The sequence below is a fragment of the Streptococcus sp. HMSC061E03 genome (genome assembly GCF_001813505.1).
GTDB lineage: Bacteria > Bacillota > Bacilli > Lactobacillales > Streptococcaceae > Streptococcus.
Genome location: NZ_KV812784.1, coordinates 621,029 through 634,002, shown reverse-complemented (window position 1 = coordinate 634,002; position 12,974 = coordinate 621,029). Strand labels below are relative to the sequence as shown.

Sequence of the window (12,974 nt, the reverse complement as noted above, 5' to 3'; positions counted from 1 at the left end):
GGCGTGAATAATAAAAAAATAAGAGTTTTTTTGAGTAGACCTAATCCATTTACTAAAGAACAACAGTACTTTATAGAAAAATTAAAAAGTACCTTAGATAAGTACAATATCGAAAGTATAAAATTACAGTATAATAAAGTTAACTAGTCTTGTAAAAATTATTTTATCGTCATATCTGAGAGTTAATCAGCTATTGCGTGAAAATTATCAATCTTTGGCTGAGATACATTTGTCACAATCATAAATAGCTTATAGTTCTTGACATATAGACTTGTATATGAAAAAATACTTGTTGGAGGCTAATAATATGACTGAAAAAATCAAAAACTGGGTTAACATTTGCGTTTTGAAAAATCAAGAAATTTTATTACTTAATAGACAGCACGATAATTTTCCTGGCTGGATTCCACCGGGTGGAAAAGTTGAATTTCCTGAAAGTTTTTTTGAAGCTGCATTACGGGAACTTAAGGAAGAAACTGGACTTACCGCATTAAATCTTGAATTAAAAGGAATTTCAGGCTTTACTAATTCAATTGGTAATGAGAGATTTGTCTTCTATGACTTTTTATGTACTCAGTTTACTGGTGAACTAAGCACATCTGATGAAGGTGAGCCAAAATGGTGGAATCTAAAAGAAATCGATAAAATACCAATGCAAGATGAAATAAGAAAAAGGCTACCCCTTTATTTAAGAAAAGGAAGCTTTGAAAGTATTAACTATTGGGATGATAATAAGAAATGCATTAGCGAAAATAAAACAATTTTATTTGACTAATATTCTCTACAGTATAATCAAATGCAAAATTCTCAATCCATTAGTAATTTTTGTATAATTCAGTACTCAATACAATCTGTCTTTAATAACATATAGTTTAATATTTTACAAAACAAGGGTATCTAATAAAATCATCTACTCTATCAACTTTTTCCTTGTATATATAGATAGCTAAAAAAGCCTTGGAATCATTCCAAGGCTTTCTCTATATTCTATTGCATCAATTTTCTTATTCCGATTTCAGTTGCGATAATTTCACGTATATTTAAAATAGATACTTAAATTATATTACTGTTTTTCAAAAGTTCCGTCTGCTACACGAAAATCACTGTTAACAGTTTCAATTGAATTAAATTGAATCTTTAAATATTTTACTTCTTTTTCTGTCATGAGTTAGCAGGCTCTGCCTGCTTAGAGTTTTTTTTGCCTAAAAATATGGCTATTAGCTATTAGAACCTGAGATTCTTGGGTAACCAAACGTCATATCGAGGTTATCTTTCTCGTAATTCTTGATCAATTCCCAGAAATCTGCAACTGATAACGCTGCAACTGATTCATGCCAATTGAATTTAAAAAACAAATCTAAGAGAAATTTAATTACTTGATGAACTTTGGCTGTCTGTTCTACAGTATCAAATGTAATTAAAATTTTCTCACACAATGGATCAATCAATTCAAATTCAATACTATCATTTACAAAATTGAATGACAGTTCTTGATCTTGATCATTCAAGATTGAGATATACTGATCGTCTTCAAATGTTGAATAAAACATTCTAATATTAATTTCTTCATTAAGATTAATTAATTCTGAAATATATTGTTGACTTGAAAAAACTACATACTTTTTATATGTTTTCATTTTGTTTTCCTCCTATTTTTTAAAAAAAGATTTTTTCATCCTTAGATTTACGGTGGCCTTACTCTCTTTAATATTATTATTAAACGATTGTTCTTGAGCATCTGTTGCCTCCTTTTTTAGGAACAAAAAAAGACAGTTCAGCACTGCCTTTTTTTATCTATACTATTATTATGCCATTTTTCCGTAAAAATAAAAACAACATTCTGTTCCTAAAATAACGATGTTTTTCTTCTATCTTTATTTTTATCAAAATATGGCATACTATTATTGTAAATTAAATTGAGTAAGTAGAGCTACTACCATTAATCATATGGTGAGAAAGTTTGTTACTGGGCACGGTTAACGTACTTATCTCTCATATGCTAGTCATTGCAAAGGAAAAAACTAAGAGAAAAAGAAAGAAAATCTAAATGGTTATTCTCTACTGAATAACATGAAGTAAAGAATAACCATTTAGTAGATAAAAAAGTAAAGAAAAACGTGTTTAAGGTAAAATAAAAAAGGTAAAAATAAAAGTAAATACTAAAAAAATAACTAGTTTAGCAAAGTAAAAAAATAATGTAATAAAAAATGTAAAATAGAAAAGTTTTATAAGCTCGAACAAGCAATGACATCTTTATGATACTTCCAAACATAGAACACGGTGAGTACTGAAAATCTATCGCAAACATTAAACTTCAAGAGTTAGCCTCGATGGGAAGTATCAAAAGCATACCCAGCTTATTAAAAAAGGGTGGGAGGCAGTTTAACAATAATATGTAATTATTTTAGAAAGGAATGTATAATGCCAAGAAAAAGGAATTCTCTCAAGCACGATTTATTTATTGCAGCTTCAAAAAATATCACAAACAATCGAACGAGGACAAGCTATAAAAGAGCAATTACTCGCTTTACAAAGTGGGCTAAAGAAAACAATATTAAGAAAAAAACAGATATTACTGAAGAAGTGATTCAACTATACCAACTAGATCTAACTGATGATCCTAAACAATATTCTGTTGCTACAATCCATACTTATTTAGCACCTATCTGCAAAGCAGTTGATATCAACATGAATCGCATTAGAAAAGACAAGCGTTCCAGTGACAAAATTATCCGAGGTCGTATCAAATCAAAAAACTCACAAGGTAAACATCAAGAAACAGACTCTCGCTTCTCTCGGCTGGTTAATTTTCAGCGGGCAGTTGGGATTCGTAGATCCGAATTAAAAAAATTAAAAGGAAAAGATATTCGAAAAGATAATAATGGAAATTACTATGTTTTAGTTCAGCGTGGGAAGGGAGGAAAATTTCAACCTCAACTTATTCTTCCTCAAGATGTTCCAGTAGTCCTCGATACCTTTAAAAATAAACAAGAGGATGATTATATCTTTACAGATGTAGAAATGAATAATCTAATCAATCTACATGGGATGCGAGCTCAACATGCAAGAGAGTGTTATTACTTCTACTTGAAGAAACTCCAAGACAATCCTAAATTCAAGCTGAATTTAAAAAATTTTTTAATAGAACGTTGGGAAGTTGGCCACCAAAATTTAAGAAATAAATCATTAAAGAAATTTGAGAAACAAAAGAAAAACTTCATTAATGAACTAAGAGATGAACCTTATAAAATTCGTGGATCGAACTATAAAAAAGCCTTAAATTCAGCCCTGCCTACAAAATATAATCGTTTAGCTTTGATGGCGGTCTCGGTCTTCCATCTTTCCCACTGGCGTCTATCCGTTACAGTGACCAACTATATTCTTTAAAGTATCTCATTTTCGACTAAAAAATGAAGAAAAAATACAGAAAAAAACAGTTTTTCTGCGTTTTTATGGCATACTCAAAATATAGGCTGTTGTATAGCTAACAGTTTTAACACATTTTTCTGACATACTATAAATTTAAAAGGAGTAAAAGAATGTCAATTAAAAATCATTTGCAACGAGAATTCAAAGGTTCAAATTTTGAAATTCGTGAAAAACTAATAACCGATACTTACTTCACTAGCTTTTTAGACTACGTGAGTTTCCCTGAATCAATCTCAAAATTAATTGAAGAAGGCTATGCTGATAGAAGAAATCAACTAGATGAATACATTGATTTTGCACTTCATCATAATTTAATTACTTTTCAAAATAATATTATCCAAGCTACTGATCTTGGTTTAGCTTGGGTCTGGTGGGCATATGCACCAGTTGAAGGCAATGATTGGATTTAGGTTAAAATAGCACTATAATTTCTGCATATCATAAATCTAACAAAAGAATTATAGTGTCTATTTTGTTGTAGAAAAAATCCCCGCCAAGATCTAACTTGGCGGGGATTTGGTGGGGAATAACTCCCCTATTTAAGATTTAAATCACCTTAAGCAATTCTTAACCTTAATATACTAGGCTTTCGCATTCAATTTGCGTTACTCTATTATTTAAGAGTAACTGAAGCTCCAGCTTCTTCCAATTTAGCTTTGATTTCTTCAGCTTCAGCTGTAGCAACACCTTCTTTAACAACTGCTGGTGCTCCATCAACAAGTTCTTTAGCTTCTTTAAGACCAAGACCTGTGATTTCACGTACAACTTTGATAACGCCGACTTTCTTGTCGCCTGCAGATGTCAATTCAACGTCGAATGAATCTTTAGCAGCACCAGCGTCAGCAGCACCAGCTGCAGCAACTGCTACAGGAGCAGCCGCAGTTACACCAAATTCTTCTTCGATAGCTTTTACAAGGTCGTTCAATTCAAGGATTGAAGCTTCTTTAATTTCAGCAATAATGTTTTCAATGTTCAATGCCATTGTTATTTCCTCCAAATAAGTTTTAAATTTTTTATTTATATTTTTTTGTAGCTAGGCTACGCTGCGTAGCTTAGGATTAAGCTGCGTCTTCTTTGTTGTCTGCAACCGCTTTGACTGCAAGAGCAACGTTGCGCACTGGCGCTTGAAGTACAGAAAGGAGCATAGAAAGAAGTCCTTCGCGGTTTGGAAGAGTTGCAAGAGCAAGGATCTCTTCTTTTGATGCGACAGCGCCTTCGATTGCACCACCCTTGATTTCAAGTGCGTCAGCAGTTTTAGCAAAATCGTTCAAGATTTTCGCTGGTGCAATAACATCTTCGTTAGAAAATGCTACTGCAGAAGGTCCAACGAATACAGATGCAAGATCTTCAAGACCAGCTTTTTCAGCTGCACGACGCAAGATTGAGTTTTTGATAACTTTAAACTCAACTTCGCTTCCGCGAAGGTTGCGACGGAGAACTGTATCTTGCTCAACTGTCAAACCGCGAGAATCTACAACGACGATTGATGCAGCAGCTTTCATTTTTTCAGCTACTACGTCAACAAGTTCCGCTTTTTTAGCAATAATTGCTTCACTCATTAGTGTGTTCACCTCCGTAATTATTTTGCTTGGGGAATTTTTCCAAAAGAAAAACGCGCCCAAACCTAGACACGAAAGTACAATACGCTTCTTTTAATTGATACGTTTTGTCCTCGGTAGGATCTTTATGAGTCGAGCTCCCCTACTGTCTTAGGCAGTTTTTTCAAACCGTAGAATAGTTTATCACATATAAAAAAAGAATGCAAGTACTTTTGCAAACTTTTTTATATTTTTTAATCGTTGTAGAGACTCTTAATATTATTTAACCAAGCATAGGCCAGTCCCATTAGGACTCCTCCTCCTACCCAGTTGGCAAAGAAGGTGACACCATAGTGACGTAAAATATTTAAAAACTCAAAATGTGGCAATTGGCTAGAAACAGAATTAAAGCTTAATAATGAGAAGGAAGCAAAGTTGGCCGCCAAGTGTTCATTGGTCATAAAGACAAACATATAGATAGCAGATAGGGCTAAGAGCACCTTCGCTGTTTCATCTTTGAAATATAGATAAGAAAGAATAGCAATATTTACAAAGATATTGGCAATAACTCCCTCAAAGAAAACCACTTGATTGCTTCGTTGGAGTTTATTTTCTGCTACCGTGGCTAGGAAACCTTTTGGATCGATATGTGCGAAGGCTGTTGTCTGATTGAAAAGAAAAGCCACGATTAAAGCACCAATTAAATTAAAGAAGGTACAATAAAGAAGAATCTCCAACGCTTTCTTCCAGTTAATTTTCTTTAGATAGGTACCCGCCGTCAGATACATCATATTTGAGGTGGTTAATTCCGCATTTAAGAATAAGAGATAAACTAAGCCCCAGGCAAAGATGAATGGAAATAGAAAACGACCAGATCCAGGTACGAAGGTATTCAACAGGTCTGCAGCAACTGCTCCAACCGCCGTACTTAAAGTAAGAAATCCACCAGCAAAAATAGAACGGACTGCATAGCGCGTTTTAGATTTCTGATAGAGATCTTCCTTCTTATTACACGCCGCTCCAACTTTTTGAATAAAATTAGATTCAGACATAATATTCTCCTTATATAATGTTTGTGAACAAAATCATTATATCATAGAGAGAAAAGTTTGAAAAGGTTTTCAGGAAGAATTCTTAACTTTTCATCATATACGTTTTATATCGAATATCACTGTGTGCTAAAAACAAATAAAAAAACAGGCATCTGCCTGTTTTAGTTTTAATAATTCAAACGGTTCGCCCAAGCGATATCCAAATTCAAGATTTCTTGTGAAGTGAACTGTTGACGATATGGATTGTATACCGAACCAGTGATACCACCCTGAACATTTGGTGAATCATATTGAGTCAAATTATAGGTTTCAATGATATGATTGAGCTTTGCGTAGTAGCTAGTATCTGTCGCATAAACACCTGTCAAAGCTGCTGTTGCGTCTTGATAACTTGATGTGTTACTCTTCCAAGCACCTGCAAAATGTCCTTGTTTCAAAACTGCTACATAGTCTTGCAATGATTCATAGTAAGATGGGTATGAACGGAAAGCATCATTAATCGTATACGCATTTCCAGCACCATCATCTTCCCAAGTTTGCATCACTGCAGATTGCCCAGCATAACTTCCTTTAATCCCAAAAAGGTTGTAGTGTGGATAGGAAGACAAACCAGACTGCCCTGATCCACTTTCCAAGATCGCTTGTGCAATCATAACTGAAGCATAAAGATCATTCTCTTGACCAAGCTGACGAGCTGACTCACCAATTTGTGAGATGAAAGCTTCAGTTGGGTCTGAGTATGCTTGGTAAGTTCCATCATTAGCACCAACTGATGTTACGTGCTCGCTCATAGCAGCAGCAAATGTCCCCACTGCTAATACAGAAACGAACAAACCAAATAATTTCGTTTTATTCCGTATTTTCTTTTTCATAATACAATTTATCTCCAATTAATTTTTTATCATCTTTTATCTTTATAGAGATTATACCATATAAATAGAAGAAAACAAAGCCACTTATATTACACTTCTATTACAATTGCGAGATAAATCCAAAACAAAAATGACATTTTCATGTCATTTCAATTTATTTCGTAAAACGCATTTTCCAAAATAGCATCCCATGACTTCTCTAGTCCTTCCTTGGTTACCGAAGAAAAGACAATGAAAGTGTCTGATGGATCAAAATCTAGTTTTTTCTTAATGATGGATTCATGTTTATTCCATTTTCCACGTGGAATCTTATCTGCCTTGGTCGCTACTAAGATCACAGGGATCTCATAATATTTTAAGAATTCATACATCTGAACATCATCAGCAGAAGGTTCATGACGAAAATCGACTAGGCTAACGACTGCTTTTAAGTTCTCACGACTGGTGAGGTATTCTTCAATCATCCGTCCCCACTTCTCGCGCTCTTTTTTAGAGACACGTGCATAGCCATAACCAGGTACATCTACCAAACGGAGTTTATCATCGATATTGAAGAAATTTAGCAATTGGGTTTTTCCTGGTTTACCAGATGTTCTGGCCAGGTTCTTTCGATTTAAGAGAGTATTAATAAAAGAAGACTTGCCGACATTTGATCGACCGGCAAGTGCAACTTCTGGAATCTCATCTTGAGGATAATGACTCTTATTTGCAGCGCTTAAGAGGATATCCGCATTATGTGTGTTAATTTCCATATTTTATCTTTCTAGGCTGTTTCAAGAACTGGTTTTTCTGTTCCGTCAACAGCTTCTTTTGTGATTCGGACAAGTTTTACATCTTCTTGACTTGGAATTTCAAACATGACATCCATCATGGTTTCTTCAATAATCGAACGAAGACCACGAGCTCCAGTCTTTCTTTCAATAGCTTTATTCGCAATCTCTTGAAGGGCTTCATCGTCAAATTCCAATTCAACATTATCATAAGAGAGCAAGGTTTGGTATTGTTTTACCAAGGCATTGCGTGGCTCTTTTAGAATACGGACAAGGTCGTCAACAGTCAATTGCTCAAGAGCCGCAAAGACTGGAAGACGTCCAATCAATTCTGGGATAATTCCAAATTTTTGAATATCTTCTGCTACAATTTCTTGCATGTAAGAGCTGGATTCATCGATGGCTTTATTGTTCTTACCGAAACCGATGACTTTTTCACCGAGACGTTGCTTAACAATTTCTTCGATTCCGTCAAAGGCTCCTCCTACGATGAAGAGAATATTCTTGGTATCCACTTGGATCATCTCTTGTTGAGGGTGTTTGCGTCCCCCTTGTGGTGGAACACTAGCGACGGTCCCTTCGATGATCTTCAAGAGAGCTTGTTGCACTCCTTCACCAGAGACGTCACGTGTGATAGAGACATTTTCACTTTTCTTAGCGATCTTATCAATTTCATCGACGTAGATGATGCCTCGTTCTGCACGCTCGATGTTGAAATCAGCTGCTTGAAGAAGTTTTAAGAGAATATTTTCAACATCTTCACCCACATAACCGGCTTCTGTCAAGGCTGTTGCATCAGCAATAGCAAATGGGACATTCAAGCTACGTGCTAAGGTTTGGGCCAAGAAAGTCTTACCTGAACCAGTAGGTCCAATCATGAGGATGTTTGATTTTTGCAATTCAACATCTGTCTCGTCTTCGCGCGTATCGTGGAAGTTAATGCGTTTGTAGTGGTTGTATACCGCTACAGCAAGGGCACGTTTAGCACGATCTTGACCGATGACATAGTGGTTCAAGATATTGAGCAATTCGATTGGTTTTGGAACTTCACTAAGGTCAGCAAGGACTTCTTCAGCAAGCTCCTCCCGGATGATTTCTTGAGCTAACTCTACACATTCATTACAGATAAACGCATTGTTTCCTGCAATGATTTTTTGGACTTCATCTTGACTCTTTCCGCAAAATGAGCAATAAACCATCATATCATTGTTTTGATTCGTTGGCATGTATTTCCTCTTTCTGTCATTTTCAGTTTCTATTTAGTTTAAAATAAGGTCATGTAAAAGGCGTGAATGGAATTCACAAGATTGGTAAAAGCATTTAGTAAGAATAAAATAGCGAGGCCAAACCGTTTTTTACGAAAGGTTTGTAAGGCGCAAATCAAACAGATGACACATAGGACAGCTGTAAAAAAACCAAAGACACTTCGCTCCATTAGTCTAAATCCTTTCTCTTATAATAGTTGACCGTAAAATCATATGGATTTTTCTCATCTTTCAGATGGGGAACTTGACGGACCTTTTCATAACGTTTCTCATCAAATTTTGGTGCCAATGTATCGCCATCAAGCGTTGCATGAATCATGGTCTGGATCAACTCTTCTAACTGATCAGAGAAAAGCCTTAAAATCTGACTGCCTCCAATAATGTAAAGATTCTTCTCTTGGTTCTGATACCACTCTAAGACTTCTTCTTTGCTATGCATGACGAGTACAGCATCATTTTCAGAATCATAAGCCTGATCTTGCGTTAAGATAATGCTAGTCCGACCTGGTAGAACCCGTTTTTTCATACCATCAAAGGTCACTCTTCCCATAAGAATCGCTTGCCCCATGGTCGTTTCTTTGAAATGCTGAAGCTCAGCTGGCAGATGCCAAGGCATGACTTGGTCCTTTCCAATAATGCCATTTTCAGTTTGAGCCCAGATACCAATTATCTTTTTCATTCTCTCATCCTTTACACTGATACTTCTATTTTATCAAATTTTCTTATAAAAGACTGATTTCAACTATCTAGTTTGGAGGATATTTTTTTAAATACAAACAGAAAAAAACCGCGAGATTTTCGCGGTTTTTCTTAGCCACAAGTTAGCTTAGTCTTCTTTTTTGCGTTTTGCAAATCCGAATAATGACAGACCTGCTAAAGCACTAAAGATTGCAAGACCAGCAGTAGAAGATTCTTTTGTTCCTGTGTTTGGAAGTTGTGCAGTAGGATTTTGTGGATCGATATACTTCACTTCTTCTTTCGTTTCTGGAACGACAGGAATCGTTGGTTCTTCTGGTTTTGGTTGTGGAGTAGGTTGTGGTTCTGGTGTTGGTTGAGGTTGTGGTTGTGGAGTAGGCTGTGGCTGTGGCTCTGGTGTCGGAGTTGGATCCGGCATTGGAGTTGGTGTCACAGTCTTCTTGTAGATATGTTGAGTGTTTCCATCTTTATCTACAACAGTCTTCACGAAGTCATAACCTGGGATATCCTTCTTCGGTTGTTCCCCATCTTCTGTTGGGTTACCTGGGATTGGGTCCCCATTTTCGTCTACATATGAAGTCGTAACTTTTTCATAGACGTGTTCTGTATCACCATTAGGCAATTTCTTCGTTTCCACAAAGCGGTAACCTGGAATTTCAGCTTTTGGTTCTTCTCCATCAACTGTAGGATATCCTGGGATTTCCTTACCTTCTTTATCAACAAACTTAGTGATTGGAAGGACAGTTGGTGTGTAAGTTGCAGAAGCTTTGGTTCCATTCACATCTTCACGAACCACTGTTACTGCTGGTGCAGTTCCAGTAAATTCAGGTTCTGGAGTGAAGGTTACAGTTCCGTCTGCTGCTACTGTGTAAGTACCAACACCTGGAATTATCTTCGTAGTTGAACCATCATCGAAGGTTGCAGGAACTTTGTCATTCATTGGTACACGGCTATCACCTTCTGTGAAGGTTGGTTTGCCTGTTTGGGTTTGACCCTTCTTACCAATTGAAGTAACTGGTTCTGCTGTTGGTGTAACTGGTGTTACAGTTGGTGTGTAAGTTGCAGTAACTGGAGTACCGTTCTTATCAACACGTTTCACGGTTACGCCTGTACCTGTTCCTGTGAATGATTTTTCTGGTACGAAGGTTACGGTTCCGTCTGGAGCAACGGTGTAAGTTCCTTCTCCTGGAATAACTTTAGTTGTTGAACCATCTTCAAAGGTTGCTGGTACATCATCATCCATTGGGATTGCAGGGTTACCAGGTGTGAAGCTTGGTGTACCTGTTTGGGTTTGACCTTGGATATCTGTAGATGTTGCTGGCTCAGCTGTTGGAGTTACTGGTGTAACTGTTGGTGTGTAGGTTGCAGTAACTGGAGTACCGTTCTTATCAACACGTTTCACGGTTACGCCTGTACCTGTTCCTGTGAATGATTTTTCTGGTACGAAGGTTACGGTTCCGTCCGGAGCAACTGTGTAAGTTCCTTCTCCTGGAATAACTTTTGTTGTTGAACCATCTTCAAAGGTAGCTGGTACATCATCATCCATTGGGATTGCAGGGTTACCAGGTGTGAAGCTTGGTGTACCTGTTTGTGTTTTACCTTGGATATCTGTCGATGTTGCAGGATCAGCAGTTGGTACAACTGGAGTGATCTTCGGTGTGTAAGTTGTCTCAGCAACAGTTCCGTTTGTATCTTTACCTTGAACCTTAACTGGAACAACATCACCTGAGTAAGATTTATCCGTTGGTGTGAAGGTCACAACACCTGTTTCTTTATCAACGGTGAAGGTACCAATTTCTTTACCTTCTGGTGATTTAGCAACTACAGATTCTGCTGGTTGACCATTTTCATCAAGAAGAGTAATGGTATCCTTATCGATTGGTGCAACTGGGTCACCTTCAGTGAAGGTTACAGTTCCAGTTTGAACCACACCTTGAGGTGCTTCTGATTCAGCTGGACTTGCTGTTGGAGTTACTGGTGTTACAGTTGGTGTGTACTTAGCAGTAACTGGAGTACCGTTCTTATCGACACGTTTCACCGTTACGCCTGTACCTTCTCCTGTGAATGATTTTTCTGGAACAAATGTTACGGTTCCGTCTGGAGCAACTGTGTAAGTTCCTTCACCTGGAATTGTCTTGGTTGTTGAGCCATCTTCAAATGTTGCAGGTGTATCATCATCCATTGGAACATTTGGATTACCTGGTGTGAAGGTTGGTGTACCTGTTTGCGTTTGACCTTGTTTGTCAGTAGATGTTGTATCTTCTGCAGTTGGTGTAACTGGTGTTACGGTTGGTGTATAAGTCGCAGAAGCTTTTGTTCCGTTCTTATCTTCACGAACCACTGTTACGGCTGGTGCAGTTCCAACGAATGATTTTTCTGGTACAAAGGTTACTGTACCGTCTGCTGCTACTGTGTATGTACCAACACCATCTACAGTCTTCGTAGTTGATCCATCATCGAAGGTTGCTGGAACATCATCGTTCATAGGTACACGGCTGTCACCTTCGGTGAATTTAGGTTTACCAGTTTGAGTTGCACCTTGGATATCTGTTGATTCAGCTGGTGTTGCTGTTGGTGTTACTGGTGTCACAGTTGGTGTGTACTTAGCTGTGATTTCAGTACCGTTCTTGTCCACGCGTTTCACTGTTACGCCTGTAGCAGTTCCAGTGAATGATTTTTCTGGTACGAAGGTTACGGTTCCATCTGGAGCAACAGTATATGTTCCTTCACCATCTACTGTCTTAGTGGTTGAGCCATCTTCGAAGGTAGCTGGAGTATCTTCATCGATTGGAACATTTGGATTGCCTTCCGTGAAGGTTGGTTTACCAGATTGTGTTTGACCTTGAATATCTGTCGATGTAGCATCTTCAGAAGTTGGAACAACCGGAGTAATCTTCGGTGTATAAGTTGTTTCAACTGTAGTTCCATTTGCATCAGCTGCTTGAACCCTAACTGGGACAACATCCCCTGAATAAGATTTATCTGTTGGTGTGAAAGTAACTACACCTGTATCTTTATCAACTGTGTATGTACCGATCACATTACCTGCTGGTGATTTCGCTTCTACTGATGCTGCTGGTTGACCATTTTCATCAAGAAGAGTAATCGAATCCTTGTTAATTGGAGCTACTTCATCACCTTCAGTGAAGGTTACAGTGCCAGTTTGAACAAGACCTTGAGGTCCAGTAGATTCAGCTGGTGTTGCAGTTGGAGTTACTGGAGTTACAGTTGGTGTGTAAGTTGCAGAAGCTTTAGTTCCGTTCTTATCTTCACGAACAACTGTTACGGCTGGTGCTTTACCTGTGAATGATTTTTCAGGAACAAAGGTTACAGTTCCGTCTGCTGCTACTGT

General features: G+C 37.3%; 12 protein-coding genes and 1 other annotated feature. Of the genes, 3 read left to right on the top strand and 9 right to left on the bottom strand.

The genetic code is table 11. The features are described from left to right. Positions 1-307: 307 nt before the first annotated feature. Positions 308-775 (top strand): 8-oxo-dGTP diphosphatase, encoded by a 468-nt coding sequence (locus HMPREF2917_RS03240; RefSeq protein ID WP_003004973.1) that lies wholly within the window; start codon positions 308-310, stop codon positions 773-775. 442 nt (positions 776-1,217) lie between these two features. Here the strand turns inward: HMPREF2917_RS03240 and HMPREF2917_RS03235 are convergent, their stop codons facing one another. Further along, a complete protein-coding gene (locus tag HMPREF2917_RS03235) occupies positions 1,218-1,637 on the bottom strand; it encodes a hypothetical protein (RefSeq protein ID WP_021153277.1) in 420 nt (139 codons plus the stop codon). Between the two features lie 784 nt (positions 1,638-2,421). Here HMPREF2917_RS03235 and HMPREF2917_RS03230 point away from each other — a divergent pair. Then, positions 2,422-3,387 (top strand): phage integrase N-terminal SAM-like domain-containing protein, encoded by a 966-nt coding sequence (locus HMPREF2917_RS03230; protein ID WP_049472298.1) that lies wholly within the window; start codon positions 2,422-2,424, stop codon positions 3,385-3,387. A gap of 152 nt (positions 3,388-3,539) precedes the next feature. Beyond that, positions 3,540-3,839 (top strand): hypothetical protein, encoded by a 300-nt coding sequence (locus HMPREF2917_RS03225; protein ID WP_021153279.1) that lies wholly within the window; start codon positions 3,540-3,542, stop codon positions 3,837-3,839. 203 nt (positions 3,840-4,042) lie between these two features. Here the strand turns inward: HMPREF2917_RS03225 and rplL are convergent, their stop codons facing one another. The 8 genes from rplL to HMPREF2917_RS03185 all read right to left on the bottom strand — a co-directional run. After that, complete coding sequence (rplL, locus tag HMPREF2917_RS03220) at positions 4,043-4,411, bottom strand: 50S ribosomal protein L7/L12 (protein WP_061564003.1); 369 nt, start codon at positions 4,409-4,411, stop codon at positions 4,043-4,045. Positions 4,412-4,487: 76 nt separating this feature from the next. Beyond that, entirely contained in the window at positions 4,488-4,988 is a 501-nt protein-coding gene (rplJ, locus tag HMPREF2917_RS03215; protein WP_070588955.1) for a 50S ribosomal protein L10, read from the bottom strand. 38 nt (positions 4,989-5,026) lie between these two features. After that, positions 5,027-5,161 (bottom strand) — a sequence feature (ribosomal protein L10 leader region). 60 nt (positions 5,162-5,221) lie between these two features. Beyond that, on the bottom strand, positions 5,222-6,019 hold the full coding sequence (locus HMPREF2917_RS03210) for a formate/nitrite transporter family protein (protein ID WP_070588954.1): 798 nt from the start codon (positions 6,017-6,019) through the stop codon (positions 5,222-5,224). Positions 6,020-6,186: 167 nt separating this feature from the next. Continuing rightward, positions 6,187-6,891 (bottom strand): glucosaminidase domain-containing protein, encoded by a 705-nt coding sequence (locus tag HMPREF2917_RS03205; RefSeq protein WP_003007439.1) that lies wholly within the window; start codon positions 6,889-6,891, stop codon positions 6,187-6,189. 149 nt (positions 6,892-7,040) lie between these two features. After that, a complete protein-coding gene (gene yihA, locus HMPREF2917_RS03200; protein ID WP_003007440.1) occupies positions 7,041-7,643 on the bottom strand; it encodes a ribosome biogenesis GTP-binding protein YihA/YsxC in 603 nt (200 codons plus the stop codon). 11 nt (positions 7,644-7,654) lie between these two features. Further along, positions 7,655-8,887, bottom strand: a complete 1,233-nt coding sequence (gene clpX, locus HMPREF2917_RS03195; protein WP_045759487.1) for an ATP-dependent Clp protease ATP-binding subunit ClpX — start codon at positions 8,885-8,887, stop codon at positions 7,655-7,657. Between the two features lie 208 nt (positions 8,888-9,095). Continuing rightward, positions 9,096-9,605, bottom strand: coding sequence for a dihydrofolate reductase (locus HMPREF2917_RS03190; protein WP_049507821.1), 510 nt, complete (start codon positions 9,603-9,605; stop codon positions 9,096-9,098). A 147-nt stretch (positions 9,606-9,752) separates the two neighbouring features. Further along, a partial coding sequence (locus HMPREF2917_RS03185; RefSeq protein ID WP_256324247.1) for an LPXTG cell wall anchor domain-containing protein occupies positions 9,753-12,974 on the bottom strand: 3,222 nt, incomplete at its 5' end.

Coding starts and splice junctions, on each gene's coding strand:
- HMPREF2917_RS03240 (WP_003004973.1), top strand. CDS start 308: ATGACTGAAAAAATCAAAAACTGGGTTAACATTTGCGTTTTGAAAAAT.
- HMPREF2917_RS03235 (WP_021153277.1), bottom strand. CDS start 1,637: ATGAAAACATATAAAAAGTATGTAGTTTTTTCAAGTCAACAATATATT.
- HMPREF2917_RS03230 (WP_049472298.1), top strand. CDS start 2,422: ATGCCAAGAAAAAGGAATTCTCTCAAGCACGATTTATTTATTGCAGCT.
- HMPREF2917_RS03225 (WP_021153279.1), top strand. CDS start 3,540: ATGTCAATTAAAAATCATTTGCAACGAGAATTCAAAGGTTCAAATTTT.
- rplL (WP_061564003.1), bottom strand. CDS start 4,411: ATGGCATTGAACATTGAAAACATTATTGCTGAAATTAAAGAAGCTTCA.
- rplJ (WP_070588955.1), bottom strand. CDS start 4,988: ATGAGTGAAGCAATTATTGCTAAAAAAGCGGAACTTGTTGACGTAGTA.
- HMPREF2917_RS03210 (WP_070588954.1), bottom strand. CDS start 6,019: ATGTCTGAATCTAATTTTATTCAAAAAGTTGGAGCGGCGTGTAATAAG.
- HMPREF2917_RS03205 (WP_003007439.1), bottom strand. CDS start 6,891: ATGAAAAAGAAAATACGGAATAAAACGAAATTATTTGGTTTGTTCGTT.
- yihA (WP_003007440.1), bottom strand. CDS start 7,643: ATGGAAATTAACACACATAATGCGGATATCCTCTTAAGCGCTGCAAAT.
- clpX (WP_045759487.1), bottom strand. CDS start 8,887: ATGCCAACGAATCAAAACAATGATATGATGGTTTATTGCTCATTTTGC.
- HMPREF2917_RS03190 (WP_049507821.1), bottom strand. CDS start 9,605: ATGAAAAAGATAATTGGTATCTGGGCTCAAACTGAAAATGGCATTATT.